This window comes from Microbacterium sp. JB110, from assembly GCF_003335195.1.
Taxonomy (GTDB): domain Bacteria; phylum Actinomycetota; class Actinomycetes; order Actinomycetales; family Microbacteriaceae; genus Microbacterium.
Genome location: NZ_QPGM01000001.1, coordinates 261,062 through 286,694, shown reverse-complemented (window position 1 = coordinate 286,694; position 25,633 = coordinate 261,062). Strand labels below are relative to the sequence as shown.

Here is a 25,633-nt window from a genome sequence, read left to right as displayed (position 1 = left end):
TGGCATGATCGAGGGATGAAGGTTCTGTCGATTCAGTCCGCCGTCGCCTACGGCCATGCTGGCAACTCCGCAGCCGTCTTCCCGATGCAGCGCATCGGCGTTGAGGTGCTGCCCGTCTACACGGTGAACTTCTCCAACCACACCGGTTACGGCGCGTGGCGCGGGCCGGTGATGGACCCGCAGGACGTCTCGGACGTGATCACCGGTGTCGAGGAGCGCGGCGCGTTCGACGAGCTCGATGCCGTGCTCAGCGGCTACCAGGGCTCCGAGGGCATCGCCGACGTCATCATCGATGCTGTCGGCCGTGTGAAGGCCGCGAATCCGAACGCCGTGTACGCCTGCGATCCGGTGATGGGCAATGCGAAGTCGGGATGCTTCGTCGCGCCGGCGATTCCGGATCTCCTGCGCGAGAAGGTCGTGCCTGTGGCCGACATCATCACCCCGAACCAGTTCGAGCTCGGCTATCTCACCGGCACCGAGCCCGACACGGTCGAGTCGACTCTGGAATCCGCCGATGCCGCACGGGCGATGGGCCCGCGCGCTGTGCTCGTCACGAGCGTCGAGCGCCCAGATCGCGACGGGGGAACCATCGAGATGATGGCGATCGACGACGATGGCGCATGGATTGTGACGACGCCTCACCTGCCGATGAAGGCGAACGGATCCGGCGATGTGACTGCGGCGCTGTTCACCTCGCACTACGTGCGCACCGGTTCGGCCTCCGAGGCTCTTTCACGGACGGCGTCGAGTGTGTTCGGCGTGCTCGAGGAGACGCATGCGGCCGGTTCCAAGGAGCTGCGTCTCGTCGAAGCGCAGCACCACTACGCTGATCCCCGTCTGGAGTTCGAGGTCCGCCGCCTGCGCTGAACCGCGGTCAGCCGGCGCGACCGTCACGCGAGGGACTCGCCGATGATCCGCGCCGCGGCGTCGTACGACCCTGCGTCGCGGCCGGCGAAGCCGAGTCTGAGGTATCGCGCCGTCGACTCAGCCGGGAACCAGTCGTCACCGCTGGCGATGATCACTCCGCGCGCCTCGCAGCGGCGCACCAGCTCGGGCAGATCGGTGCCGTCATCGAGCCTCACCCACAGGTGCAGACCGCCTGGCGGCACCAGGTCGATGCTCACGTCAGGCAGATGGGCGCGCACGGCGTCGATGAGCAGATCGCGCCGCGATGCCAGCTGATCGCGCAGCCCTCGCAGGTGCGTGCGCCACGCCGGCTGCGTCACGACGTCCAGGGCGGCCGCCTGGAGCACGCCGCTGACGTACATCGTCTGCGCCTGCAGGTCGGCGAGCACCCGTTCGCGCAGTGGGCCGCGGGCGACGACGGCGGCGACCCGGATCGCGGGCGAGACGCTCTTGGTCAGTGATCGCACATACACGACGTGTCCTGCGTCGTCCTGCGCGGCGATGGGCGACGGTTCGGATGTGATTCCGAAGTCGTGCGCCCAGTCGTCCTCGATCAGGAATGCGCCCCGAGCGCGGACGACGTCGAGCACCGCGCTCGCCCGTGACGGCGTCCACTGTGCGCCCGTCGGGTTCGCGAAGGTCGGTTGGGCGTAGAGACCACGGGCGCCGGTCTCGGCGAAGGCGCGGTCGAGCGCATCCGGATCCGGCCCCTCCGGCCCCGACGGCACAGGGTGCAGCGTCACGCCCGCCTGCGAGGCCGCCAGGATCGCACCCCAGTACGTCGGCGACTCGATGAGCAGAACGCCGCCCCGCCCCGCGATGCTGCGGAACAGCGACCCGAGAGCGATCTGGCTGCCCGGCGTGATGATCACGTCCTTTGCGCTCGGTGCCGCCAGCGCCGTGGGCACCGACCCGCCCAGTTCAGCGGCGAACCAGGATCGGAGCTCCGGCATGCCTGCCGGCGACTGGCGGACTGTTGCCGCCTCGCTGCGCGCGGCGCGGATGAGCGCCGACCTGACCAGCCGTTCCGGCAGCAGTTCGCTGTCGGGGTACCCCGAGCTCAGCTCGATGACCTCGGCCGATGAGGAGCGCTGTGCCGCCAGCACTGAGGGCAGCCCGCGCTCGGGCGAACCGAGGGCCGCGGTCTGCCATCCGAAGTCCTGGCTGTGCGCACGCCTCACCGATCGGACGAACGCTCCCGCGCCCGGGCGCGTCTCGATCAGTCCCAGCGTCACCAGAGAACGCAGCGCGCGCTGCACTGTCACGGGGCTCGCGGCATGCCGCCTGGCCAGGTCGCGTGTCGACGGCAGTCTCGCACCGGGCGCGGCGGAGGCGATCCATCCGCGTAGGTCGTCGACGATACGAACACTGCTATCGTGTTTCATGACTCATCACAATAGCGCTACTCTCCTTGTGCGCAACCCGATACTCGACAATCGGCGCGGCCTCGGCTGGGGACTGCTGGGGGTCGCTGCTTTCTCGTTCACCGTGCCGCTCACCCGCATCGCCGTCGAGGCTGACCGGATGTCGCCGCTGTTCGTCGGCGCGGGGCGCGCCGTCGTCGCGGCGGCTCTGGCCGGACTGGCACTGATCCTCACCCGCCAGCGGTTGCCGCGCGGGCGGGAATGGGTGAGCGTCGTGATCGTCGCGGCGGGAGCGGTCGCCGGTTTCCCGCTGCTGACATCGTTCGCACTCACGCAGACATCCGCTGCCCACAGCGCCGTCGTCATCGCGCTGCTGCCGGCTGCCACCGCGGTCGTGGCCGTGCTCCGCACCCGCGAGCGACCTCGACCCGCGTTCTGGGTTGCGGCCGCGGCCGGCGCGGCAGCAGCTGCGACGTTCGCCGCGATCCAGGGCGGCGGGCTCAGCCGGCTGCACGGCTCCGACGCGCTGCTCTTCGCCGCCGTCGCGGTCTGTGCCGTCGCGTACGCGGAGGGCGGAGTGCTCTCGCGGACGCTCGGCTCCTGGCAGACGATCTCGTGGGCGCTCGTCGTCGCCTCCCCCGTCATGGCTGCCGTCACCGGCGTCGCGGTCGTCGATCAGCCGCCGAGCGGCACCCCGGTGCAGTGGGCGGCCTTCGCGTACCTGTGCGCGGTGAGCATGTTCCTCGGGTTCTTCGCGTGGTATCGCGGGCTCGCGATCGGGCCCATCTCGCAGGTCAGCCAGGTGCAGCTCGCGCAGCCGGTGATGAGCATCTGCTGGGCCGCACTGCTCCTGCACGAGCGCATCACGCTGGCCACGCTCCTCGGCGGCGCGGCCGTCGTCGCATGCGCTCTGATCGCGGTGCGCACACGGTCAGGTGGGCATGCACCGCCGACGCCGCCCGAACGCTGACCTGTCAGTCGCCGACCCGGTCGAGGAACCGGCGGTGGAACCGCATCTCCCCCACCTCTTCCGGATGGAACGACGTCGCCATCACCTGTCCGCTCTCGACCGCGACGATCCGGCCGTCGACCTCCGCCAGCACCGCGACATCCGGCCCCGTCTCCTCGACCACAGGGGCCCGGATGAAGGTCGCATGCACGAGCTCCGAGCCGAGCGCCGGCACGTCGAGATCGGTTTCGAACGACTCATTCTGGCGTCCGAAGGCATTGCGCCTGACGGCGACGTCGAGGCCGCCGAACGTCTTCTGGCCGGAGATGCCGTCGATCAGCCGGTCGGCGAGCAGGATCATGCCTGCGCACGTTCCGAACACCGGCATACCGCAGCGGATGCGTTCGACGATCGGTGCGCGCACGTCGAACGCCCGCGCCAGCTTGTCGATCGTCGACGACTCCCCGCCAGGCAGTACGAGTCCGTCGATCCCGCTCAGGTCATCCGGTCTGCGCACCAGCGCTGTGCGCGCCCCCAGCTCCTCGAGGACCGCGATGTGCTCGCGCACATTCCCCTGTAGCGCGAGCACCCCGATGCGCGGCGTCACCATCTGAGATCGGCCGAACAGTGCGGGCTCGGTCTGTCGGCGGCGTCGGACCCGTCGCACGATGCAGGCGGACTCGCGCGGCCTCGCGTTGAGTGTCGGTGCATACGCCTAAGCGTATGTCCGCTCACGCTTGCGTCGAGAGACGTGTCGATCGATGACGATCCGCGGCTTCGCTCCCCAGCCGCCTACGCTTCAGCGTCGTACGCCGCGCGACGCTTCTGAACGTCATCCATGTTCTCCTGCGCCCAGAGTCGAAGCTGCCGCATGGTCTGGTGGAGCGAGAGCCCGAGATCGGTGAGCGCGTAGTGGACGGTGACGGGCACTGTGGGCGTGATCTCACGAGTGACGAGGCCGTCGCGCTCCAGGGAGCGCAACGTCTGAGTGAGCATCTTCTGGCTCACACCGGCGATGAGGCGCGCGAGCTCCGAATATCGCAGAGCAGCAGGCGCAGCGCCGCCCCCGGCGTCTCCCCCGAGTCCGCACAGGACGAGGACGACCCACTTGTCGGAGAGCCTGTCGAGGAGCTGACGACTCGGACACACCGCCAAGAACGCGTTGTACGCGTTCCTTGCCCGGTCGCGCTTCTCGGCCGCGCTGACTGTCGCCATCAGAATCCCCTTCGCGTCCAGTACGTAACGCACTATCAGGTGCGTACTTCCCAATGTAGAGCAACTTCTCAAGACTGGACCACGCGGTGGCTGAGGTGCCATCGCTGACCCTCGACGAGGAAAGGCAATCTATGAACATCGCCTCCCCGCTCCCCGGCGGAACCTGGAAACTAGGCGACCGCACGGCAACCCGCTTCGGTTACGGAGCGATGCAGCTCGCCGGCCCGTGGGCGATGGGCCCACCAGACGACCGTGACGGAGCGCTCGCCGTCCTTCGCGAAGCGGTCGAGCAGGGCATCACGCACATCGACACCAGCGACGCCTACGGCCCTCGGATCACGAACCAGTTGATCCGGGAAGCGCTGCACCCCTATCCGGAGCGCCTGCTCATCGCGACGAAGGTCGGCGCCGGCCGCGACGCCGAGGGCGGCTGGCCCACGGCCCGCGACCCCGAGTCGCTGCGTCGACAGGTGCATGAGAACCTCGAATCCCTCGGAACGGACGCTCTGGACTTGGTGAACCTGCGCATGGGTGACGCGACGGGACCGCAGCGCGGCTCGATCGCCGAGGCCTTTGAGACCCTCGCCGACCTCCAGCAGCAGGGCCTGATCAGGAACCTGGGCGTCAGCAATGTGAGCGCCGAGCAGGCCTTCGAGGCACAGAAGATCGCCCCGGTGGTCTGCGTGCAGAACATGTACAACCTTGCCCATCGCGACGACGACGAACTCGTCGACCGGCTCGCTGCGGACGGCATCGCCTATGTCCCGTTCTTCCCGCTCGGAGGTTTCTCGCCGCTGCAGGCAGGGGCGCTGTCATCGGTGGCGGCACGTCTCGAGGCGACCTCGATGTCAGTGGCTCTCGCCTGGCTGCTGCAGCGCTCCGAGAACATCCTGCTGATTCCGGGCACGTCCAGGGTGGCGCACCTGCGCGAGAACATCACGGGTGTGGCGGCGCTCCGCCTGTCCGACGAGGACGTCGCCGAGTTGAACAGCATCGGCACGTGAGGACGCGGTCACGGGACGCTGCGTCAATCCGTGCTGCTCATGGGAGAGCGCGTATCTCGGACCACGGCATCGGTCCTGGCTGAAGCGTGGAATCGAGCGGGCCCACTCCGCCGAACCTCGGCAGAGTGGGCCCGAACCGTCACGCCCGCCAGACGTCTACCAGCCCCGGTCGGCCAGCCGATGCGGTGCGGGGATGTCGGAGACGTTGATGCCGACCATCGCCTCGCCCAGCCCGCGTGAGACGTCGGCGACGGCAGCGGGGTCGTCGTACAGCGTCGTGGCCTTCACGATCGCCTTCGCTCGCGCCGTTGGGTCCCCGGAGCGGAAGATGCCCGAACCCACGAAGACGCCGTCCGCGCCGAGTTGCATCATCATCGCCGCATCGGCGGGAGTGGCCACTCCCCCGGCGGTGAACAGCACGACAGGCAGTTTGCCTGTGCGGGCGATCTCCGAAACCAGCTCGTACGGCGCCTGCAGCTCCTTGGCCGCAACGTACAGCTCGTCGTCGTTCTTCGACGCCAGCGCCCGGATCTCACCGGTGATCTGCCGGATGTGCCTCGTCGCCTCCGAGACGTCCCCTGTGCCCGCCTCACCCTTGGAGCGGATCATCGCCGCACCCTCCGTGATGCGACGCAGGGCCTCGCCGAGGTTGGTCGCTCCGCACACGAACGGCACAGTGAACGGCCACTTGTCGATGTGGTTGACGTAGTCGGCGGGTGAGAGCACCTCGGACTCGTCGACGTAGTCGACGCCCAGTTCCTGCAGCACCTGTGCCTCGACGAAGTGGCCGATGCGCGCCTTCGCCATCACGGGAATCGACACGGCGTCGATGATGCCGTCGATCAGATCGGGGTCGCTCATCCGGGCCACGCCGCCCTGGGACCGGATGTCGGCGGGCACGCGCTCGAGCGCCATCACCGCAACAGCGCCGGCGTCCTCTGCGATCTTCGCCTGATCCGATGTGACGACGTCCATGATGACGCCGCCGACGAGCATGTCGGCAAGGCCGCGCTTCACGCGCGAGGTGCCGGTTTCCGTGTGGGTCATGGTGCTCCTTCTCGAGCGAAACGTTTGTCCTAGGACAAAGCGTACCCGCTGTGAACGGTAGGCTCGCACCATTCGTCACACAGCGACACAGGAGACCGGATGACCGATTCGATCGAGGGCGCAACCGCGGTCGAGATCGCCGGCAGCGTGCGCTCGCTGATCGAACGCGGGCAGCTCTCCCCCGGCGAGGCGCTGCCTCCTGTGCGCACCCTCGCCGACCGACTCGGTGTCAATCGCAACACCGCCACCGCGGCGTACCGTCGACTGGCAGAGGCCGGCCTGGTGATCGCCGCAGGCCGGGGCGGCACTCGGGTGGCCGCCCCGGAGGAGGTCGCACGCGAGGGATACTCCGACACGGCGCTGCGGGACGTGGGCAACGGCAATCCCGATCCGGCTCTCATCCCGGATCTCGCCGGTGCGCTCCGAGCGGTCGTCGGCCGCCCCGTGCTGTACGGCGCACCCGTCGTCGACCCCGACCTCGAAACGTGGGCGCTGGAGGCGATGGCGAACGACCTCGCTCCGTCCCAGATCCGGGTCAGCGTCACCAGCGGCGCGGCCGACGCACTGGAGCGCCTGCTGGCCGGCTCGCTCTCCCGCGGCGATGCCGTGGCGATCGAGGACCCCGGCTTCCTCACCGGCATCCACACGATCCGCGTCGGCGGCTTCACTGCCATCGGCGTTCCCGTCGACGATCAGGGCATGACACCGGATGGTCTTCGCCGCGCGCTCGAACAGGGCGCGCGAGCGGTGATCTGCACACCGCGGGCGCAGAACCCGACGGGCGCCTCAGTCTCAGAGGAGCGGGCCGCGCAGCTGCGGGAGGTGCTCGCCAGGCATCCGTACGCCCTCGTCGTCGAGGACGACCACTTCTCACTGCTGTCGGCGCGACCGTTCCGCTCGATCGTGCCGATGACGCACCGCCGCTTCGCGCTGGTGCGCAGCGTGTCGAAGTTCCTCGGACCGGATATGAGCCTCGCGCTCGTCGCCAGCGACCCGCACACTGCCGAGCGGCTCGGAATGCGCCTGCGCCCGGGGACGGCGTGGGTCAGTCACCTGCTGCAGCGCCTCTCGCTGTCGCTGCTCACCGACGACGCCGCACGCACGCAGATCGCCGCGGCGGGCGAGCGCTACGCCTCCCGGAATGCCGCCTTCTGCCGCTCTCTCGCCAAGAACGGGGTCGACTGCGCTCCGGGAGACGGGCTCAACGTCTGGGTGCCTGTGACCGCGCCTGCCCGCTCGGTCTCCGATCGCCTGAAGCGGCGCGGTTGGCTCGTGCGCGCGGGAGACGAGTTCCGCGTGATCTCAGAGGGCGATGACACTGCCTCGCGTCGCATCCGGGTCACCGCACACGCTCTCACTGACGCTGACCAGCACGCTCTCGCCGCCGACATCGCGGCGGCCGGCGGCTGAACCCCAGAATCACCGAGCCGGACGATACGCTACGACTCGCCCGTCGAGAGGACAGCAATGGCGGATTCACCGACGAACGACCGCGCGACGACGCGACGTGCCCGTACCGACGAACGCCTCGCGGATGCCGTCTCGACCCAGCTCGACCGACACGGCTACGCGGGCGTCACGATCGAGGGTGTCGCGGCCGAATCCGGTGTCGCGAAGACGACGATCTATCGCCGCTGGAGGTCGAAGGCCGAGATGGTGTTCGACCTCACGATCCATCGACCCGACGAGGGCGCACTGATCGATACGGGCACGCTCGCGGGCGATGTGCGAGCACTTGCACATCGGGCGGTCTCCTTCATCGGTGGCGAACCGGGGCTCAGCATTCTGCCAGGCCTTCTCGCGGAGATGGCGGTCGACGACGTCCTTGCGGACAGAATGCGCGCCGTATTCGTCGACGGCGCACGCAAGGATATTGCCGAGGTCATGGCGCGCGCCTCCGCGCGCGGCGAAGTGGAAGCGAACGTCGATGTCTCGGCGTTCCATGCCGCGCTTCTCGGCATCCCGTACGCACGCATCCATCTGCTCGATGGCAACGATCCGATGCGCCTCGCAGACCAGCTCGCTTCCCAGCTCCTCGCACTGGTCACTTCCTCGTCCGGCTGACCCGTCGCGCAGCACATGACGAAGAGCCTCGACGCTCACCTTCCTTACTGCTACGCTACGTAGCGTTGTCAACTATGGGAGCTTTTTCATGGGCGAGGAAACGATGTGGGCGGTGCAGTACGCCGAGTACGGCGGTCCGGATGTCCTGCGTGTCGGCACGGTGCCACGACCGCGCCCTTCGCGCGAGCAGGTGCTGGTCGAGGTCGCGGCGTTCAGCATCAACGGCGCAGATCTCCTAGCCCGCCGCGGGCGGCTCCGCGTGCTCAGTGGGTTCGGGTTTCCGAAGGGCACAGGCGTCGACTTCGCCGGAACTATCCGGGAACGAGGTGCGGATGTAACGAGCCTGCGCGTCGGCGACCGGGTGTGGGGCTACCTCGGTGTGAAGCCTCCCGGCGCCCATGCCGCCGCAGCGCAGTACGTCGTGGCCTCCACGGACGTGCTCGCCGTCGCACCTGACAGCACCTCGCTCTCCGAAGCCGCAGCCCTCCCCCTCGTCGGTTTGACAGCGCTCAAGGCGCTTCGCGATGCTCTGCGTGTCGCGGCGGGCGATCGAGTGCTGGTCGTCGGGGGCAGTGGCGGGGTCGGTTCCACCGCGATCCAGATCGCCGTGGCACTCGGCGCCCGCGTCGATGCCGTTGCGGGATCACGCGGCGACGTTGCCGAAAGCGCCGGCGCCGAGCACGTCTACGACTATCGATCGACCGCACCTGAGCAGATCTCGGCGCGCTATCACGTCATCCTCGATACGTCAGGTTCCCGTGTCGGGGCGTACCGCGGTCTGCTCACCCGCGCCGGGCGCATCGCCAGCGTGTCGCCGGCCTCCTTCTATGCCGTCATGGCATCCGCCGTCACCCCCGGCCCTCGGATCCGGGTGGTGTCGGCCGGTCCGAACGGCGAGGATCTGCGGTGGCTGGCGCGTGCCGTCGACGACGGTTCGATCCGGCCGATCGTCGCAGGGTCGTACCCCCGCAACCAGGTCGAGGACGCCCACCGGGACAGCGAGTCAGGCCCTTCGGCCGGCAAGCGCGTCGTGACCGCGTCCTGATCCGATTGTGGGTGATTTCAGCGGGTATGTGCCCCGTCAGAGTGACAGAAATCGCCCACAGACGTCTTACGCGGGCCAGGCGTCGGCGATCGCCTGACGCACGTCTCCGAGCATCTGCGGCAGGGCCTTCGTGCGACCGATGATCGGGAAGAAGTTGGAGTCGGACTGCCACCGCGGCACGATGTGCTGGTGCAGGTGCTCCTCGACGCCGGCGCCGGCGACCTCGCCCTGGTTCATGCCGATGTTGAAGCCGTCGCAGCGCGAGGTCGCGCGCAGCACGCCCATCGCCACCCGTGTCAGGTGCGCGATCTCGGCGACCTCGTGATCGTTCGCCTCGTCGTACATGCCCACATGCCGGTAAGGGCATACCAGCAGGTGGCCCGAGTTGTACGGGAACAGGTTCAGCAGCACGTAGGCGTTGTCGCCGCTGTGCACGATCAGGCCGTCCTCGTCCGACTTGCCCGGTGCCGCGCAGAACGGGCACCCGGTCCCCCGGTTGACGTCCGCGCCCGCCTGGATGTACGCCATCCGGTGCGGCGTCCACAGCCGCTGGAATGCGTCAGGCGTGCCGCCGAACTCGCTCTCCGGCTCGAGCTGGGCGTAGTCGTCGCGGGGGTCGGTCACACGGTCTCCTGCACGGCGTCGGCCTCGCTCAGCACGAGCTGCTTCCGTTCGATCAGCCCGCCGATCAGCGTGACGGCTTCGTCGAGGGGGATGCCGTTGCGCTGCGATCCGTCGCGGAACCGGAACGACACGGTGCCGGCCGAGCGGTCCTGCTCACCGGCGATCATGATCACCGGCACCTTCTGCGTCGTGTGCGTGCGGATCTTCTTCGGCATCCGATCATCGGAGTGGTCGACCTCGACTCGCACACCGGCCGCACGGAACTTCTCGGCTGCATCGTTCAGGTAGTCGCCGTACTCGTCGGCGACCGGGACGCCCATGATCTGCAGCGGCGCGAGCCAGAGCGGGAAGTCTCCCGCGTAGTGCTCGAGCAGGATGGCGAAGAAGCGCTCGATCGAGCCGAACAGCGCGCGGTGGATCATGATCGGGCGCTGCTTCGAACCGTCGGCCGCCGCGTACTCCAGGTCGAAGCGCTCCGGCAGGTTCGGGTCTACCTGCACGGTCGACAGCTGCCAGACGCGGCCGAGTGCGTCGCGGGTCTTGAGGTCGATCTTCGGACCATAGAACGCGGCTTCTCCTGGCACCTCGGTCAGCTTGAGCCCGCTGGAGACGGCGACATTGCGGAGGGCGTTCGTCGAGTCCTCCCAGAACTCCTCGGAACCGATCCATTTCGACTTCTCGCCGTCGCGCATCGACAGCTCGAGCTCGAAATCGCTCAGGCCGAAGTCGCGCAGCATCGAGATGATGAACTCGAGAACCTTGGTGACCTCGCCCTCGAGCTGGTCGTGCGTCACGAACAGGTGCGAATCGTCCTGCGTGAACCCGCGCACGCGCGTGAGCCCATGCAGCGCTCCGGAGAGCTCGTTGCGGTACACGGTGCCGTTCTCGGCGAACCGCAGCGGCAGATCCCGGTAGCTGCGCGCGCGTTCCTTGTAGATGAGGATATGCATCGGGCAGTTCATCGGCTTCAGGTAGTAGTCCGAGCCCTGCTTGGTGATGTGGCCGTCCTCGTCGCGCTCCTCGTCCATCCGGATCGGCGGCCAGATGCCATCGGCATAGGTGGTGAGGTGCCCTGAGACGTTGAAGAGGTCGCTCTTGGCGATGTGCGGCGTGTAGACGTACGTGTAGCCGCCCTCGATGTGGCGCTTGCGGGCGTGCTGCTCCATCTCCCCGCGGATGACGCCGCCGCGCGGATGCCAGACCGACAGGCCCGAGCCGATCTCGTCGGGGAAGGAGAACAGGTCGAGCTCACGGCCGAGCTTGCGGTGGTCGCGCTTGGCGGCCTCGGCGAGGCGGTCCTTGTACGCGACCAGATCGTCCTTGCTCGCCCACGCGGTGCCGTAGATGCGCTGCAGCTGCGGGTTGCTCTCGTTGCCTCGCCAGTACGCACCGGCGATGCGCAGCAGGTCCCAGCCGTTCGCGACCATACGCGTCGACGGCACGTGCGGGCCGCGGCAGAGGTCGCCCCACACCGTCTCGCCCGTCTTCGGGTCGACGTTGTCATAGATGGTCAGTTCGCCCGCACCGACCTCGACGCTCGCGCCCTCTGCGGCTTCCTTCTTGCCGCCCTTGAGGTCGATCAGCTCGAGCTTGAACGGCTCGTCCTTCAGTTCTGCGCGGCCCTCATCGTCGGTGATCGAGCGGCGGACGAACCGCTGCCCGGCCTTGACGATCCGCTGCATCTCCTTCTTGATCGCCTTGAGATCATCCGGAGTGAACGGCTCATCGACCTGGAAGTCGTAGTAGAAGCCGTCGGTGATGAACGGCCCGATGCCGAGCTTGGCTGCCGGGTCGATGCGCTGCACGGCCTGCGCGAGCACGTGCGCCGTCGAGTGGCGCAGGATGTTCAGGCCGTCCTCGCTGTCGATCGTGACCGACTCGGTCGTCTGCGTGTCCGTGACCTCCGCGGCGAGGTCGGTGAGCGTGCCGTCGACGCGCATGGCGACGACGTTCTTTTCGGGGAACAGATCGAATCCTGTGGTCACCAGACGATTCTACGAGCCATCGCCTGCAGTCACGAACTCGATGCCGTGCGCCTGCAATCGCTGAGCGGCTTGCGGGTGGTGTGATGGCAAGGCGGAAGAGGGAGACGGGCCGCGCGCCCGCTGACCGATGACAACACAGCCAGCGCGCTGCCCGCAGGCCGCTCAGGTGCCTGGCAGGGTCCTGCCGAACATCGTCGCCGTATCACGTGCGCTCGGCGTTCCTGCGTCGAGGTCGGCCCCGGCTTCGATCAGCCGACCGACGACATCGTCGTACCCCTTGAACACGGCGCCCGCGACAGGCGCCTGGCCACGGTCGTTGAGTGCGTTCACATCGGCATCGCGCTCGATGAGTCCCGCGACCAGCTCTGCATGACCGTTGTAGGCGGCGAGCATCAGCAGCGTGTCGCCCAGCGAATTCGTCAGGTCCGCATCGACGCCCTGGTCGATGTACGCGAGCAGCTGCGCGTCGCCCTCGCGGGCGAGGTCGAACATCCGGTTACCGAACTCGACCACCTCGTCAGGCAGTTCCTCCGTCATGGCACCCATGCTATCGAGCCCGCCGGTGGATTGTCGTCACCGGCGGGCGTACTCTGGCCGCAGGCGGGCGACCCGCCCGTTTTCGGATGAGCAGAACGGACGGTTGTGAGATGGACGCGATGATGATGGACACGGCCTCCCCGAGCATGAAGATGCCGGGCATGGAGACCATGGACATGGCGATGATGCAGGCGTGCATGGACGCGTGCTCCGCCTGCGAACAGGCGTGCACGGTGTGCTCGACCCAGGGCATGGACTGCGCACCCGCCTGCATGAACACCGCCGACATGTGCAACACGATGATGCGGAGCATGATGCGCATGCAGGGCATGACGCCCGCGGCGATGATGTCGATGCTCGACGCGTGCATGGCGATGTGCCAGGTGGGCATGGACTCCTGTATGGAGCACGCGGAGACCAGCGACGTGTGCCGGATGTGCGCTCAGGCGTGCAAGGCGTGCATGGACGCGTGCATGCAGATGCGCGAGTCGATGATGGCGTCCGCCTGAGCTCTGCCGTTCAGCTCAGCGGCGCCACGTTGTACTGCGCGCGTCCGACCGCCAGCACGTCGTAGTCCAGGTGCAGGGCGACGGGCGTGCCCTCCGCGATGTCCACAGACCCTGCGTGCCAGACGGTGCGCGTGGCACCGGTGAGCTCGCGCAGTCCGATCGTGCCCTCGACGCTGTCGATCTCCGCCACGATGGCGTCGGCCCAGCGGGTCGGCGTCGCCGATGCCAGACGCGCCTGAATCAGGTGCAGCGAATGACCGGGAGCGAGCGAGGAGCACGTGCCACCGTGCGCGCACATGCACACCGCACGCTCCGTCACCTCGACGGGCGAAAGATGCGAAAGCGGCGTGTTCACGGGGGCTCCTCACGGTTGGATGATCCGAGGTTACGTGCGCTGCCTCCCGTGCGTCATCTCACCCGAAACACGACGCAACACTGCGCCTGACACGACGAAGCCCCCGACGCGTCGGGGGCTTCGAACGAGAGCGGATGACGAGACTCGAACTCGCGACCCTCACCTTGGCAAGGTGATGCGCTACCAACTGCGCTACATCCGCATGGGAACTCGTGCTCCGGACGACAAATCCCCGGCAGAACCGGGGATCAAGTCGTCGTGCGCGATACTGGGATCGAACCAGTGACCTCTTCCGTGTCAGGGAAGCGCGCTACCGCTGCGCTAATCGCGCCTGTGAAGGCTGTTCAGTTGAAAGAGTGGAGGTGGCGACGGGATTCGAACCCGTGTAAACGGCTTTGCAGGCCGGTGCCTAGCCTCTCGGCCACGCCACCGCGGGGGGATCGATGACCCGCGTGCCGATTCCCTCCGAAGAGGAAGCCTGACACTCGAGCGGATGACGAGACTCGAACTCGCGACCCTCACCTTGGCAAGGTGATGCGCTACCAACTGCGCTACATCCGCATCGCCGTCCGGTTCGTTTCCTCGCCGGCGACTCATAAAACTATACGCACTCGCGTCGTCTTCGCCAAACCGAGCGGGCCACCGGGCGCGTCACGCGCCGTTCCGCGGACGTTCACCGCTCTGCCTCGATTCCGAGCGGTTCCGACCCGATCTCTTCGCGGGCGATCGTGCGTTCCCGGCCAGGCTGGCGCAAGATGGAGTGACGACAGAGCCACCGACGAGAAGAGACCGGAATGAGCAACGAAGAGCACGACCCGCTGGTTCAGGTCCTCGACGCCGGTGAGCCGTGCACCGACGTCGAAGTGCTTGAGCCGAGGTCCGTTCCCCTGGGCGGGCCGCGCGCGATGCCGGTGTCGCGCACACTTCCGCAGCGCCGCCGCTCGCTCGTCGGTTCGTGGTGCTTCGTCGACCACTACGGCCCGGACGATGTCTCGCGCACCGGCGGCATGCACGTGCCGCGACACCCGCACACCGGGCTCGCGACCGTCTCGTGGCTGTTCTCCGGCCGCGTCGATCACCTCGATTCCGGCGGGAACGCCGCCACGGTCCGGCCGGGCGAGCTGAATCTGATGATCGCGGGCCGCGGCATCACGCATCAGGAGATCTCCACGCCTGACACGACCGTCCTGCACGGCGTGCAGCTCTGGTACGCGCTGCCGGAGGCGACGCGCTTCGGCGAGAACCACTTCGAGCACTACCCGCCGCCCCCGGTGACGACGATGCCCGGGGTGACCGCTCGCGTCTTCATCGGGTCGCTGGCCGGCTCGGTCTCCCCCGTCGAGACCCGCACGCCCGATCTGCTCGGTGCCGAGCTGATCCTCTCCCCCGATGCCGACGTCACGCTCGAGGTGCGCACCGATTTCGAGCTCGCCGTGCTCGCCGAGACCGGCGACATCCGCGTCAACGGCACCCGCACGGCGCAGCACGGGCTGGCCTACGTTCCTGCGGGGTCCGACTCCCTCCGACTCTCGGCAGGAAGCTCGGGAGCGCGCGCCGTGCTGCTGGGCGGTGTGCCGCTCGGCGAACGGATCGTGATGTGGTGGAACTTCGTCGGCCGCACGCACGAGGAGATCGAGGAGTTCCGGCGTCGGTACCAGGGTGAGCTCGGCTTCGAGCCCGTGCACACAGACGATGCCGGCACTCCCCCGCTGTTCGGCGACTTCCCGCCGGAGCAGCCGGCGCCGCTTCCCGCACCGGCCCTGCCGAACGCCCGTCTGCGTCCGCGAGAGTAGCCTCAGCCGACGCGAGACCGTGACCTGGGCGCCCGTCGCACGACGTCGGTCAGCTCTCGCCGCGGAACATCGCCGCGACCTCTTCGGGGATCGGTGCGCCGCGCAGCCCCCGCTCCGTGTCGTGCACCGTCCACACGCGCGTCTCGAACCCCTCGACCCGCACCTCCCCGTCCTTGGTGAGTGTGTGCCTGATCTGGAAGCTCTTGGTGCCGAGTTCGACGATCTCACTGGTGATCTCGACGTCATCGCCGTAGCTGCACGGCGCTCTGAAGGTGGCTTTCGTCTCGACCAGCGGACATCCGGCTCCGCCATGGGCGGCGAGCATCTCCTGTTTCGGCATCCCTGTGGCTTCGTAGAGCATGGTGGTGCCGTGGTCGAACCAGCGGAAGAACTGCGGGTTGAACACGATTCCCGCCGGATCGCAGTCGCCCCATTCGACCCGCCTGAAGAGAGTGCTCTTCAACATCTGCATCGCCTTTCCACCTGCATCGACGGGCAGCGAGCCCTGCGTCCCTGTCGCCGATGACACGTCCGCTCGGCCGGACACCCCGGCTCGCCTCTGATTCTCCCACCGCAGCCCGCACGCGCGCCGCTTCATCCCGTTGAAAGGAATCCCGCCCCATTCCGCTCTCACGGAGGCAGGATGGAAGGAACACGCTATCGATGGAGATGCACGCATGAGTTTCTCGAACGCCTACATTCCGCTCAACCACATCTGGTCGACGCCGTTCGCGAAATGGCAGGGCACGCTCGCCGAGGTCAACTCGCTCGACCTCGCCGTGGAGACCACGCGCTCCGCCCTCGCCGCACGCGGCACGGCCACGGATCGCTTCACTCACTGGGCACTCGGCCAGACCGTGATCCAGAAGGGCACATTCTTCGGCGTCACGACGGTTTCCCGGCGTCTGGACGCCGGGAAGTACGCCGGCCCGTGGATCAACCGCGCCTGCGCGACGTCCGCCGCAGTCATCGACCATCTCGCCGCGCAGGTCGAACTGGGACGCCACAGCGCGACTCTCGGCGTGCTCTCCGATCGCACCAGCAACGCCCCGCTTGTGCTCTGGCCGACCACGAAGGGGCCAGGCGGCGCCCCGCAGCAGCAGCATTGGATGCTCGACAGCTTCGCGAACGACCCGACGACCGGCCATGGCATGCTGGCCACGGCCGAGTTCACGGCGTCCGACGGCGGATTCACACGTGAACAGGCCGACGACCTCACGCTGCTGCGCTACGAGCAGTACCAGCGCTCGCTGGCGAACGATCGCGCATTCCAGCGGCGCTTCATGATCGATGTCCGCATCCCGGATCGCCGAGGCGAGATCGTCCTGACGGAAGACGAAGGCGTGTTCCCCACCACCCGCGACGGACTGGCGAGACTGCGGCCGGTGAACCGCGACGGCATCGTCACATTCGGCTCGCAGACGCACCCCGCCGATGCGGCGGCTGGCGTCGTGGTCGCGAACCACGACGTCGCGCGCGAACTCGACGACGAGGCGCAGGTGCAGATCTGCGGAACGGGTTTCGCCCGCGACGAGCCGGCCAGAATGCCGAAGGCCCCCGTCGGCGCCGCTCGCGCCGCGCTCGACGATGCCGGCCTCGAACTCGACCAGGTCGATCTCGTCACCACGCACAATCCCTTCGTCGTCAACGATCTGTGGTTCATCCGCGCGACCGGGTACGACCAGGAACGGATGAACGTGTACGGCTCATCGCTGATCTACGGTCACCCGCAGGGTCCGACCGGAGCGCGCTCGATCGCCGAGCTCGCGCACGCGCTGCGCGAGCGGGGAGGCGGGTACGGGCTGTTCACCGGCTGCGCCGCGGGCGACGACGCGGGTGCCGTCGTGATCAGAGTCGACGGCTGAGGCTCTGACAGCCGAAGGCGGGGTGCGCTCCGACGGAACGCACCCCGCCTCATCCGGAGTCTGACGAGTCGCTGCCTAGGCAGTCAGCGTCTTCCGGTAGTCCTGCGCCGCCGCACTGATCGGCGTGGGCGCGACCGTCACCCTGATGGCCACCTGCTCGTGGGGTTCGACTTTGCCTGGACTGCGGCTGCCTCCGCCGTCCTCACCCCAGATCAGCGTGAGCTCGGTGCCGTCCTCGATGGACTCGTCGATGCTGCCGAGCGACATCATCAGGCGCTCGCCGTAGCTGTACGCCGGGTAGGTGGCGTGCCCGACCAGCTCACCGTCTGAACCGAGCACCTTGTCGTAGTGCAGGCGACCCGTCGCCGCGACGGGCAGATCGATGTGCTTCGCCGTGGGGCCGTCGTGCACCAGACGGGCGTACACGTTCGCGAAATCCTCGGGGTTCCACACCAGGGTCACCTTGCGGCGATGCGGCTGTTCAGCGAGCTTCTCCAGCGCCTCACGGCCGACGAAGTCGTGGTCGAACTTGATGATGTGGCCGTAGTTCAGATCCCACGGCGTCGCATAGTAGTCCTCGACGTTCGACGAGTAGTAGCTGCCGCCGAGCGCCATGCGCGCCGACGCGCTCCGATCGGAGAGCCACTCGCGGTATCCCTTCAGCTCAGGGCTCGAGTACACGGCTGAGAAGGGCACCGCCCACCATCCGGACTCCATCACCGTGCTGAAGTACGCCAGTGATCCGATCCGGCGCAGCCCGTGCTTCTTCCCCGCTTCGACGAGTGCTCGCTTGACGACGTCGCGATCCTCCCACGGCCCCGACAGCTCCAGCCCGTACACGCCTCCCATACTGTGCCGCATGGCGCGGACGGGGCGGTCGGCGATCGATATCTCTCCCGCATTGAAGAACTTGATCTCGGGGAGCTCGCCTCCGTGCAGCTCGCTGAGCAGAGCGTACGCGTTCGGCCCCTCGATCTGGTACCGGTAGAAGTCGCGCTTCTTCTCTTCGTTCAGCGACCAGAGCGGGTCGAGCCTGGAGCTGACGTCGAGCTCACTGATCTCGACGTTGTACTCGACCCAGTCGGTCGTCGCAGGATTCCCGACCACCGCGAGATCGCCCTCGTCGAGGTAGTACAGAATCGCATCCCCGATCACGTGCCCCTCCGGCGAGCAGGCGACGAACTGCTTCGCCTTGCCGACCGAGAAGGTCGCGAACGAGTTGATCGCGAGCGACTCGAGCAGCTTCACGGCATCCGGCCCCGTCACCCGGAGGCTGTGCATGTGATAGCTCTGGTCGTGCAGGGCGACGCCTTCCCGCCACGAGAGCTGCTCGTCGCGCCACGTGGTGTACTCCTGGCGGACGCGGTCGTTCGGCATCATCACGCCGAAGATGTTGAGCGCGTTCTTGGGCGCAAGCGAGTAGAGATGGTCGACGATGCCCCGCGGGCCGTCGACGATCGACTGAAGGGTGTTCTCGGGCACGGCGTCCTCCTCATTGAGTAAGTTCTGCTGCTCCGACGGTAGGCGGTGCGCGCGCAGATCGACGTGCGTTTCCCTTTGATCGGAAAAGCCGTCACTCGTCGCCGCGATCGCGCACGAAGGCGTCGAACCCGGGAATGGTGAAGCGCAGGCTCCCGTGCGCTGCGGGCTCGATGATCCCCTTGCTGATCAGCGATGCTCGGGCCACGCCCAAGTCACTGGAACGCACGCCCATGCGCTCGGCGATGTCGCGCCGCGCGACGACGTCGCCTTCGAGCTCGGCCATCGCACGCATGAGACGACGCTCGTATCCCGTGGCGACGTCCCAGCGGGCCCCGAACATCGACCCCATCTGCGCATCGACCTCCGACGAGCTGCGCTCCACGTCTGACAGCGTGATCTCCCCGCCCGCCGCAGGGCGGGCTGTCTCCCACGCGGCGGCGCCGATGACCTGAAGCGCCTGCGGATAGCCGTCCGCGCGCGCCACGGCCGCGGAGATCGCCTCATCGCGCCAGGTGACGCCGAGTTGGCGCGCCGGCTCGACCAGCACTGCCTGGGACGTGTTCTCGTCGAGTTCAGAGAGGATCGTCTCGTGCGTGCGCTCTCCGAAGGTGGCGGCCCGGGTCAGCAGGCTCTTCGTCTGCGGCAGGCCCGCGCCGACGACCACCAATGGGAACCGCTCGCGTTCTGCGTCCATGTTCTGAAACGCGTTCATCAGCAGTGCGACGTCGCGGAGCGCGGCCGGATCAGGGGAATGATCGCTCCCGCTTCGCGGATCGAGTGGAGCGTGCAGTTCGTCCAGCACGATCAGAAGGCCGGCTCCCCCGCGCTGACGCACCGCGTTCGACGCTTCGAACAGGAGGTCTTCGATGTCAGTGAGCGCCACGGCTGCGGACGCGTCGGTGTCGGCCGCAGGGCCGAACTTCGCTTCCACCGATGCGACGCCCAGGTGGAAGCGGACGCCCAGTTCTTTGAACCGCTGGCGCGTGTGCGGCGAGTCCAGCACGTCGGCGCGTTCGAGGGCGCTGCGCACCTTCATCGCCAGGTCGCGCAGCACGGGCTGACGCTTCACTCCCACGGCCCAGACCACGACGAAGCCATCGGCGGCAGCCTGATCGGCCACGTCTCGCAGCAGCGAGGTCTTCCCCAGGCCCCGCGGCCCTGTCACGATGGTCAGCGGCCCCGCCATCTCGCCGAACGCGATCACCCGCGCCAGGCGGTCGCGCAGGGCTCGGCGCTCGTCATCGCGCCCGACGAACACGCGCGGACGTCCTCCCGGGGTGTACGGATTCGGCAGCATGCTCGCACCTTACATCGATTTATACATTGACGAAATATAAATCGATGTATGGCTCGGCAGTGCTCTCTCCCAGCGACGCTGCGCGCCTCACGCCTCGGGCAGACCCACCTTCGGCTTGGCCCACGAGCGCCCGCGCGTGTCCTTCAGGATGTCGTACTCCGCATCGACGTGGGGCTCGATCGCGCTGTACTTGTCGTTCGGTGCGCCGATCACGAGCTGGAACCCGAGGCCTCGCCACGCACCGATCGCGCGTTTGGTGAAGTGCGCGTCCGCTTTGATGAGCGCCTCGTCGAGGAACACCGGCGCGTACCGCGGGCGCTCCGCGTCGGCGTCGCCCAGTTGGTAGCGCAGCGCTGCCCCGACGATGAACGCGATCAGCTCCTGCGACTCACCGCCCGATTTCTCGCCGATGTGGTCGTAGAGCGCGACGTGCTCTTTCGTGACCGCGTCGATCTTCTCGGCGCTCATTCTGACGTGGCCGCGCACATCGACGAGATCGGCGAAATCGGGCGACGTGCGCCGGATTCGCGCGATCAGCCTGGCCATCCGGTCGTAGATCTGCTCGCGTTCGTCTTCGCTCGCCGCGTCTGCGATCAGCGATCGGACCTCTCGCAGCTCGCGCCTGAACCGGCGCCGCACCTCGGACGATGTCTCGCGCGCGACGATCTGCAGTCGATGGGCGTCGTCGTAGAACGGAAGCTCCTGCATGATGCGGTTGACGGGTTCGATGCGCTCCCGGATCTCGCGGAGCGCACGCCCGAGCGCGGAGTCGAGATTGGTGAGGTCGTTGCCTGAGAGGTTGACCAGGCTCTCCCTCCACTCGTCCTCCAATTCGTGCAGTCCGCTCGTCTCGAGTTCGGCGAGGATGCGCTCGAAGTCCGAGAAGGCGCCTTCGGGGTCAGCCGTCAGGTTCGGGTTCGGCCACGCCTCGAGGAATCCCTCCAGCGTGCGGCGCAATGCGTCGCGCTGGTCGGCGAGAGTCGTCTGCGCGGTCGCCTGGTCCCCGATCAGCTGCTTCGCCGCCGTCGAGAGTGCGGCATCGAACCGTTCCAGCTCCACGGCACGGGTCGTCGATTCCTGCCCAGCGGGCGGCGCGAATCGGTCGTCGAGATAGGCGCGCTGGGCGTCGGTGAGCTCGCGCTCCGCCTGTGTCGCCTCGTCGATGCGCTGCTGCGCCTCATCGACCTCGTCGGTGATCGCGGCCCAGCGCTGCGCGATGCGCTCCTGCTCGGCGCGGGCTCGGCCGGTGTGCTCCTGCAGCGACTGGAGCTTCTTCTTCGCCGCACGGATCTGGCGCTGCAGGTCCTGCACCTTCGGATTGTCCACCGTGACCTCATCGATGACCGCGGCCCACCGATCCCGCTCGCCGCTGACGGCGACGACGTCGATCTCGCTCCACGCGAGCTCCCGAATCCGGCTGTATGCGGTGAGGCGTGAGTCGAGCTCGTCGAGCGCCGCGGCCGCGGCGAGCTCGACCTGCTTCTGATCGGCGAGGCGGGCGCGCGTCGCATCGAGGCTGCGGCTGATGCCCGCCATGCGTCGCCGGTTCGAGAAGCCCAGCACATTCGCCCTGCCGTGTCCGCCGTGCGCGCCGCGGCTGCCGTTCGACATCTGCCCGGCGATGGTGAGCGCCGACGGATGGGCGTCGAGCTCTTCAGGCGAGTCGACGCACACGAAGCCGAACTGGCGCTCCAGACGATCCTGCAGCCAGCCGACGAAGGGAGATTCCCGGTAGTCGAGTCGGCCGGGCAGCGTCGCCGGATCGAGGCTGCGGGCATCGCCGAGGTCGGACTCCGCACCCTCGTAGCGCACCCGTACGGGCGTGCGCACGCGGTTGATCGCGGTGCGGAACGCGGCCAGGCTGCGCCGGTCGATCAGAAGCGTCGTCGCGAACCCGCCGAGAGCCAGCCCCACGGCCTCGCTCCACGGCTCGAATTCGGTGCGCACCTCGATCAGCTCGCCCACGAAGGGCAGATCCTCCGGCGCCAGACCGGCCGCGTTCGCGAGCGCTTCCCGGGAGTCGTGCAGCGCCTGCGGGATGCTGTCGGCACGGTCCCTCGCTCGTCGTGCGTCCTCCTCGAGTGCCGCGACCTCCCGTTCGATCTCGCGGGAGGCGCCGCGCGCCTCGGCATAGGCTTCGCGCGCCGCGCGCTTGAGATCCGGATCGTCGAGCGCCTCAGCGGCTTCCGTCTGGAGCGCGGCGAAGGCACGAGCGGAGGCGACGTCGATGCCGAGCTGTGCGACCGTCTCATCGAAGCGTGCGCGCTCAGCCTCGACCTTCGCCGTGCGCCGCTCGGCCTCGCGCAGCTCCCGCTCGGCGGTGTGCAGGCGATCGCCGCCCGCACCCCGGAGCACCTCGGCGAGCCCGTCGCGCTCCGATTCCGCCGCCGCGGCCAGCGCTTCCTGCTCGTTCACCACATCATCGGCCTCGCGCTTGGCGCGCTGCAGCTCCCGTTCGGTCTCGCGAAGAAGCCCGAGGCGCTTGTCGTCTCGCCAGAGCGAGGCGATCGATTCCGGATCGGAGAACACCCCGATCTCGTCGATCAGTCGCAGCCGCTCCGCCGATTCCTCGATCCTCTCGCGCATGCCCCGGATGGGCGTCAGCGCACGCACCTGCTTGCGTGCCGTGATCATGCGCTCCTTGGTCGCATCGAGCTCGTCGAAGTGGCTCACGACAGCGTCGGCGGTGGTCAGCGTCTCGGGTTCGGAGAGCACCATGCGCTTGTACAGGTCGTCGACGGTGGTGATCTGCTGCCCCGCCTGGATCCGCGCCAGCAGACTCATCGCCTTCGTGCCGGCGCCGGCCGCGCCGATGCCGAGGGCGGAATGCAGTCGCGCGGTGAACTCCCGCTCGGTGGCCACGGTCTCGAGCCCTGCCTGACGCACCGCGTGATCTGCGAGACGACGCTCCGCCGCGTCCTCTAGAGCCGTGACGTCGAACGGGCCATCGATCGTGGCGCGCACGCGCACCGTGTCGTCGATGGTGCGGGCGGCAGCCGGGATGTACCAGGCACGCACGGCGCTGAACTGCGAGCCGTCGTAGTCGGTCCAGGTCATGGCGACGGCGGTCCATGTATCGGCGCCGTCGCCGCGGAGCACCCGCATCTGGGTGCCGTTCTCGGTGCGCGATTCGTCGATCTTGCCGCGACCGTAGGACAGGATGTTGCGCTGGTCCTCACCGCGGGGGCGACCGGTGACGCCGCCGTTGGACGCACCGTTGAACGGCGTCGTGTGCGGCATCATCAGCGCGATGTAGGCGTCCATCAGCGTCGACTTGCCTGATCCGGATCCGCCGACCAGCAGCGTCGCCCGCGGCGAGAACCGCACTCGGTGCGCACCGTCGTATCCGCCCCAGTTCACCAGCTGAAGCTCGTCGGCGACCCACTGCTGGCCGCGGGACTCGGCGGGGATCATCCCGAACAGTGTGTCGAGCATGGTCACGATGCGGCCTCCTCTGAGTTCTCGGCGCGCAGCCACGAAGCAAGCTCGCGCAGTCGATCGGCGCTGAGCACGATCTCCACGAGCGGGCTGATCAGGAAGCGGCCCTCCGACTCCTCCTCAACGATGCCCTCCTGGCGCAGACGCGCCAGCGCGCCCCTGACGGCGCGCTGTCTGCGGGCGAGATCACCGTCCGTGTCGGTGAAGTAGCTGAGCACGGTCTGCTCGACCTCCTCCACGTCGACGCGGGCCTGTCTCTCCCCCGCGGTCGACTCGCGCTGGTAGACGGTGCGCAGATACACGAGCACGAGAGTCTCAGCGCGCGAGTACGCCTCGTCGCGCAGCAGAATCGGCACGTCGAGCTCGTCGGATCGCACCTGCTGTTTGTACGCGATCCCGCGCGATGTGTCGACGATGAGGCGCACGAACAGGTCGTGCAGGCGCGACTCCACCAGCTGCTGGTTCTCGATCAGCACCGACCAGTCCTCCTTGCTGCGCTCGGCGAGGAGATAGCGGCGCTGCAGCAGCCGCACCAGCACGCGGCGCACCTCGGGGGCGAGCGCCCCGCGGTCGCCCGCAAAGCACTCGTCGGGGTCGCTCTCCATCGGCACGGGCGCGATGAAGGCGTCGTTCTCTGCGGCGGCGGTGTCAGTCATCGTCTGCGTCCTTCACGGTGCGGGCGGTCACGGAGCCGAACGCGAAGCGGCGGCGCGTGCCGTCAGGGCGGAGAGCCTCGACGATCGACACGTCACCGCCGTCGGTCATGCCGTTGCGGTGGGCGATCTCGAGCAGGCCGACCAGGTCGACCGGGCGGCGGTTCGACGCGCCGGTGAACGCGTCGCCGAGGTCGAATGCGCCATCGAAGGCGGAGACGTAGGCTTCCAGTTCGTCGTACATCGGGCCGCCCCAGTCGCGAGTGTCGGCGTCGAGGAACTCCGCGTCGGCATCGCCGAGCGCGAGCGGCTCGGGCGTACGAGGCGGCCGCGGGTCGGACAGGGTCTGGCGCAGGTGGCCGATGCCGGCCGCCGGCAGGCTGCGCAGCGGCTCGACGCGATCGGCGGCGCGCGACGACGACATCCACGTCTGCATACCGCTCATCACCTCGCGCAGCAGTTCGTCGACCTCGCGGTCGCGCACGGGGTCATGCGTGCGCACCTGGGCGGTGACCACGTGCGACGCGCGCCGCTGCGCCGTGAGCACGTCGGCGACGCCCTGTTCGACGCGCTTGGCGATCGCGTGCAGCTCGCCGCGCTGGTCCGCCGCGAGCAGTCGGGAGAACGGCTGCGCCAGCAGATCGTGCACCTGGACGGTGAGCTGGTCGATGTGCTCCGGATCGCCGATCAGCCCCAGCGCGCCGACGAAGGCGCGACCCTCCGGCGTCTGCTGCATGATGTGCTGGCCGCGGTGCAGGTATTCGCGCAGCACGTCGCCGGTCGGCCTGATGTCGCGGCGCAGCTCTGCGACGACGTCGCGCTGCATCGCCTGGATGGATTCCGCCACGCGGGAGAAGTCGGCAGGCAGTTCGCGGGAGAGGTGGAGCACGTTCTCCGCCTCCTCCAGCAGCTGCTCGTCGTCTACGGGTTCGACCTCGCCGCGCATCAGCCGATCGATCTCGGCGTCGATCTCGGCGCGCTCCGCCGTGAGCCTGGCGATCCGGACATTCGGGTCGGTCTCGGCATCCTGTGTGAGCTGGTCGACGGAGTCGAGCAGAGTGCGCACGCGCGATCTCGATACGCGAGCGCGGCCGCCGCCCGTCCGTCCCGCGATCTCGAGCGCACCGACTGCCTGGGCCGACAGGCGGTAGACCTCCTGCGCGTCCTCGATCTGCGGCACGAGCCATCCGACGCGCACCCAGTAGCGGCAGATGTCGCGGCCGCCGCCAGCGGGAACCCGCCGCTCCCCCTCGTCGTAGCCGGCCCCGCGCAGCTCGTCAGCGATCTCTCCGACCTCGACGTGCGCGTCCGCCACGGCAACGGCCGGACGATCGACGGTGAAGACCAGCGAGAGCGCCGTCACGACGAACGGCGCGTACCGACCGTGCAACAGGTCCAGCGTCGGGTTCCGGAACGCCGCAGCCGCACGCTGGTAGGCGGTCTCGGAACGCGAAGAGGTCATCCTCCCCAGATTACCGGTGTCGGCACGGGCCCGCGATCA

The 25,633-nt window shown here is 68.2% G+C and carries 24 protein-coding genes and 4 tRNA genes; 9 read left to right on the top strand and 19 right to left on the bottom strand.

From position 1 onward, the window contains the following. Positions 1–15: 15 nt before the first annotated feature. Entirely contained in the window at positions 16–867 is an 852-nt protein-coding gene (gene pdxY / locus CIK77_RS01350) for a pyridoxal kinase PdxY (RefSeq protein ID WP_087055486.1), read from the top strand. Positions 868–890: 23 nt separating this feature from the next. On the opposite strand, the gene CIK77_RS01345 is transcribed toward pdxY, so the two are convergent. Then, entirely contained in the window at positions 891–2,291 is a 1,401-nt protein-coding gene (locus CIK77_RS01345) for an aminotransferase-like domain-containing protein (protein ID WP_087055487.1), read from the bottom strand. On the opposite strand from CIK77_RS01345, the gene CIK77_RS01340 reads away from it, so the two are divergent. After that, entirely contained in the window at positions 2,290–3,240 is a 951-nt protein-coding gene (locus CIK77_RS01340) for a DMT family transporter (RefSeq protein WP_087055488.1), read from the top strand. The two genes, CIK77_RS01345 and CIK77_RS01340, sit on opposite strands and share 2 nt — an antisense overlap. 4 nt (positions 3,241–3,244) lie before the next feature. On the opposite strand, the gene pdxT is transcribed toward CIK77_RS01340, so the two are convergent. Both pdxT and CIK77_RS01330 read right to left on the bottom strand, forming a co-directional pair. Further along, complete coding sequence (gene pdxT, locus CIK77_RS01335; protein WP_087055489.1) at positions 3,245–3,829, bottom strand: pyridoxal 5'-phosphate synthase glutaminase subunit PdxT; 585 nt, start codon at positions 3,827–3,829, stop codon at positions 3,245–3,247. A 182-nt stretch (positions 3,830–4,011) separates the two neighbouring features. Beyond that, positions 4,012–4,434: a winged helix-turn-helix transcriptional regulator gene (locus CIK77_RS01330; protein ID WP_087055490.1), complete on the bottom strand. Its 423-nt coding sequence runs from the start codon at positions 4,432–4,434 to the stop codon at positions 4,012–4,014. A gap of 131 nt (positions 4,435–4,565) precedes the next feature. Between CIK77_RS01330 and CIK77_RS01325 the strand changes: the two genes are divergently transcribed. After that, positions 4,566–5,438 carry an aldo/keto reductase family oxidoreductase gene (locus CIK77_RS01325; protein ID WP_087055491.1) on the top strand — a complete coding sequence of 291 codons (873 nt, stop codon included), beginning with the start codon at positions 4,566–4,568 and terminating at the stop codon, positions 5,436–5,438. A gap of 156 nt (positions 5,439–5,594) precedes the next feature. Here CIK77_RS01325 and pdxS read toward each other — a convergent pair whose 3' ends face one another. Beyond that, the gene (pdxS, locus tag CIK77_RS01320; RefSeq protein WP_087055492.1) at positions 5,595–6,485 is read right to left on the bottom strand and encodes a pyridoxal 5'-phosphate synthase lyase subunit PdxS; all 891 of its coding nucleotides are present in this window, start codon (positions 6,483–6,485) and stop codon (positions 5,595–5,597) included. A 99-nt stretch (positions 6,486–6,584) separates the two neighbouring features. On the opposite strand from pdxS, the gene CIK77_RS01315 reads away from it, so the two are divergent. The 3 genes from CIK77_RS01315 (at position 6,585) to CIK77_RS01305 (ending at position 9,594) form a co-directional block, all read left to right on the top strand. Further along, positions 6,585–7,895, top strand: a complete 1,311-nt coding sequence (locus CIK77_RS01315; RefSeq protein ID WP_087055493.1) for an aminotransferase class I/II-fold pyridoxal phosphate-dependent enzyme — start codon at positions 6,585–6,587, stop codon at positions 7,893–7,895. A 57-nt stretch (positions 7,896–7,952) separates the two neighbouring features. Further along, positions 7,953–8,549, top strand: a complete 597-nt coding sequence (locus CIK77_RS01310; protein WP_087055494.1) for a TetR/AcrR family transcriptional regulator — start codon at positions 7,953–7,955, stop codon at positions 8,547–8,549. 88 nt (positions 8,550–8,637) lie between these two features. Beyond that, positions 8,638–9,594: an NAD(P)-dependent alcohol dehydrogenase gene (locus CIK77_RS01305; RefSeq protein WP_087055495.1), complete on the top strand. Its 957-nt coding sequence runs from the start codon at positions 8,638–8,640 to the stop codon at positions 9,592–9,594. Positions 9,595–9,660: 66 nt separating this feature from the next. Here the strand turns inward: CIK77_RS01305 and CIK77_RS01300 are convergent, their stop codons facing one another. The 4 genes from CIK77_RS01300 to CIK77_RS17995 all read right to left on the bottom strand — a co-directional run bounded on the left by CIK77_RS01300 (position 9,661) and on the right by CIK77_RS17995 (position 13,053). Beyond that, a complete protein-coding gene (locus CIK77_RS01300) occupies positions 9,661–10,218 on the bottom strand; it encodes an HIT family protein (protein WP_087055496.1) in 558 nt (185 codons plus the stop codon). Then, entirely contained in the window at positions 10,215–12,158 is a 1,944-nt protein-coding gene (gene thrS, locus CIK77_RS01295; protein ID WP_220224445.1) for a threonine--tRNA ligase, read from the bottom strand. Before thrS ends, CIK77_RS01300 begins: the two co-directional genes overlap by 4 nt. A gap of 207 nt (positions 12,159–12,365) precedes the next feature. Next, positions 12,366–12,740: an ankyrin repeat domain-containing protein gene (locus CIK77_RS01290; RefSeq protein WP_087055739.1), complete on the bottom strand. Its 375-nt coding sequence runs from the start codon at positions 12,738–12,740 to the stop codon at positions 12,366–12,368. A 10-nt stretch (positions 12,741–12,750) separates the two neighbouring features. Continuing rightward, the gene (locus tag CIK77_RS17995; protein WP_249268635.1) at positions 12,751–13,053 is read right to left on the bottom strand and encodes a hypothetical protein; all 303 of its coding nucleotides are present in this window, start codon (positions 13,051–13,053) and stop codon (positions 12,751–12,753) included. Here CIK77_RS17995 and CIK77_RS17990 point away from each other — a divergent pair. Further along, the gene (locus tag CIK77_RS17990; RefSeq protein ID WP_249268636.1) at positions 13,052–13,249 is read left to right on the top strand and encodes a hypothetical protein; all 198 of its coding nucleotides are present in this window, start codon (positions 13,052–13,054) and stop codon (positions 13,247–13,249) included. The two genes, CIK77_RS17995 and CIK77_RS17990, sit on opposite strands and share 2 nt — an antisense overlap. Positions 13,250–13,259: 10 nt before the next feature. On the opposite strand, the gene CIK77_RS01280 is transcribed toward CIK77_RS17990, so the two are convergent. The 5 genes from CIK77_RS01280 to CIK77_RS01260 all read right to left on the bottom strand — a co-directional run bounded on the left by CIK77_RS01280 (position 13,260) and on the right by CIK77_RS01260 (position 14,165). Next, entirely contained in the window at positions 13,260–13,604 is a 345-nt protein-coding gene (locus CIK77_RS01280; protein ID WP_087055499.1) for a hypothetical protein, read from the bottom strand. Positions 13,605–13,733: 129 nt separating this feature from the next. After that, positions 13,734–13,806 (bottom strand) — tRNA-Gly (locus tag CIK77_RS01275). Positions 13,807–13,863: 57 nt separating this feature from the next. After that, positions 13,864–13,935: transfer RNA gene (locus CIK77_RS01270), tRNA-Val, on the bottom strand. A gap of 26 nt (positions 13,936–13,961) precedes the next feature. Further along, positions 13,962–14,035: transfer RNA gene (locus CIK77_RS01265), tRNA-Cys, on the bottom strand. Positions 14,036–14,092: 57 nt separating this feature from the next. After that, positions 14,093–14,165, bottom strand: a tRNA-Gly gene (locus CIK77_RS01260). Positions 14,166–14,398: 233 nt separating this feature from the next. Between CIK77_RS01260 and CIK77_RS01255 the strand changes: the two genes are divergently transcribed. Continuing rightward, positions 14,399–15,397: a pirin family protein gene (locus CIK77_RS01255; protein WP_087055500.1), complete on the top strand. Its 999-nt coding sequence runs from the start codon at positions 14,399–14,401 to the stop codon at positions 15,395–15,397. 49 nt (positions 15,398–15,446) lie between these two features. Here CIK77_RS01255 and CIK77_RS01250 read toward each other — a convergent pair whose 3' ends face one another. Then, positions 15,447–15,863, bottom strand: coding sequence for an acyl-CoA thioesterase (locus CIK77_RS01250; protein WP_170934177.1), 417 nt, complete (start codon positions 15,861–15,863; stop codon positions 15,447–15,449). 211 nt (positions 15,864–16,074) lie between these two features. On the opposite strand from CIK77_RS01250, the gene CIK77_RS01245 reads away from it, so the two are divergent. Further along, entirely contained in the window at positions 16,075–17,262 is a 1,188-nt protein-coding gene (locus CIK77_RS01245; protein ID WP_087055502.1) for a thiolase family protein, read from the top strand. A gap of 75 nt (positions 17,263–17,337) precedes the next feature. Here the strand turns inward: CIK77_RS01245 and CIK77_RS01240 are convergent, their stop codons facing one another. From CIK77_RS01240 to CIK77_RS01220, 5 genes are all read right to left on the bottom strand, one after another. Further along, positions 17,338–18,744 carry an aminomethyltransferase family protein gene (locus CIK77_RS01240; RefSeq protein ID WP_212647500.1) on the bottom strand — a complete coding sequence of 469 codons (1,407 nt, stop codon included), beginning with the start codon at positions 18,742–18,744 and terminating at the stop codon, positions 17,338–17,340. Positions 18,745–18,835: 91 nt separating this feature from the next. Continuing rightward, entirely contained in the window at positions 18,836–20,041 is a 1,206-nt protein-coding gene (locus CIK77_RS01235) for an ATP-binding protein (protein ID WP_087055503.1), read from the bottom strand. A gap of 87 nt (positions 20,042–20,128) precedes the next feature. Further along, complete coding sequence (locus tag CIK77_RS01230; RefSeq protein WP_087055504.1) at positions 20,129–23,482, bottom strand: ATP-binding protein; 3,354 nt, start codon at positions 23,480–23,482, stop codon at positions 20,129–20,131. After that, on the bottom strand, positions 23,479–24,135 hold the full coding sequence (locus CIK77_RS01225; RefSeq protein ID WP_087055505.1) for a DUF4194 domain-containing protein: 657 nt from the start codon (positions 24,133–24,135) through the stop codon (positions 23,479–23,481). The genes CIK77_RS01230 and CIK77_RS01225 overlap by 4 nt, the downstream gene beginning before the upstream one ends. Beyond that, a complete protein-coding gene (locus CIK77_RS01220; protein ID WP_087055506.1) occupies positions 24,128–25,594 on the bottom strand; it encodes a DUF3375 domain-containing protein in 1,467 nt (488 codons plus the stop codon). The genes CIK77_RS01225 and CIK77_RS01220 overlap by 8 nt, the downstream gene beginning before the upstream one ends. Positions 25,595–25,633: the final 39 nt, after the last annotated feature.

Bases quoted from the DNA above. Each gene is read 5' to 3' on its own strand.
- pdxS (WP_087055492.1), bottom strand. From the start codon at position 6,485: ATGACCCACACGGAAACCGGCACCTCGCGCGTGAAGCGCGGCCTTGCC.
- CIK77_RS01345 (WP_087055487.1), bottom strand. From the start codon at position 2,291: ATGAAACACGATAGCAGTGTTCGTATCGTCGACGACCTACGCGGATGG.
- CIK77_RS01310 (WP_087055494.1), top strand. From the start codon at position 7,953: ATGGCGGATTCACCGACGAACGACCGCGCGACGACGCGACGTGCCCGT.
- thrS (WP_220224445.1), bottom strand. From the start codon at position 12,158: ATGCGCGTCGACGGCACGCTCACCGACCTCGCCGCGGAGGTCACGGAC.
- pdxT (WP_087055489.1), bottom strand. From the start codon at position 3,829: ATGGTGACGCCGCGCATCGGGGTGCTCGCGCTACAGGGGAATGTGCGC.
- CIK77_RS17990 (WP_249268636.1), top strand. From the start codon at position 13,052: ATGATGCGCATGCAGGGCATGACGCCCGCGGCGATGATGTCGATGCTC.
- CIK77_RS17995 (WP_249268635.1), bottom strand. From the start codon at position 13,053: ATGCTCCGCATCATCGTGTTGCACATGTCGGCGGTGTTCATGCAGGCG.
- CIK77_RS01305 (WP_087055495.1), top strand. From the start codon at position 8,638: ATGGGCGAGGAAACGATGTGGGCGGTGCAGTACGCCGAGTACGGCGGT.
- CIK77_RS01290 (WP_087055739.1), bottom strand. From the start codon at position 12,740: ATGACGGAGGAACTGCCTGACGAGGTGGTCGAGTTCGGTAACCGGATG.
- CIK77_RS01325 (WP_087055491.1), top strand. From the start codon at position 4,566: ATGAACATCGCCTCCCCGCTCCCCGGCGGAACCTGGAAACTAGGCGAC.
- CIK77_RS01220 (WP_087055506.1), bottom strand. From the start codon at position 25,594: ATGACCTCTTCGCGTTCCGAGACCGCCTACCAGCGTGCGGCTGCGGCG.
- CIK77_RS01315 (WP_087055493.1), top strand. From the start codon at position 6,585: ATGACCGATTCGATCGAGGGCGCAACCGCGGTCGAGATCGCCGGCAGC.
- CIK77_RS01245 (WP_087055502.1), top strand. From the start codon at position 16,075: ATGAGTTTCTCGAACGCCTACATTCCGCTCAACCACATCTGGTCGACG.
- CIK77_RS01235 (WP_087055503.1), bottom strand. From the start codon at position 20,041: ATGCTGCCGAATCCGTACACCCCGGGAGGACGTCCGCGCGTGTTCGTC.
- CIK77_RS01250 (WP_170934177.1), bottom strand. From the start codon at position 15,863: ATGTTGAAGAGCACTCTCTTCAGGCGGGTCGAATGGGGCGACTGCGAT.
- CIK77_RS01225 (WP_087055505.1), bottom strand. From the start codon at position 24,135: ATGACTGACACCGCCGCCGCAGAGAACGACGCCTTCATCGCGCCCGTG.
- CIK77_RS01330 (WP_087055490.1), bottom strand. From the start codon at position 4,434: ATGGCGACAGTCAGCGCGGCCGAGAAGCGCGACCGGGCAAGGAACGCG.
- CIK77_RS01340 (WP_087055488.1), top strand. From the start codon at position 2,290: ATGACTCATCACAATAGCGCTACTCTCCTTGTGCGCAACCCGATACTC.
- pdxY (WP_087055486.1), top strand. From the start codon at position 16: ATGAAGGTTCTGTCGATTCAGTCCGCCGTCGCCTACGGCCATGCTGGC.
- CIK77_RS01255 (WP_087055500.1), top strand. From the start codon at position 14,399: ATGAGCAACGAAGAGCACGACCCGCTGGTTCAGGTCCTCGACGCCGGT.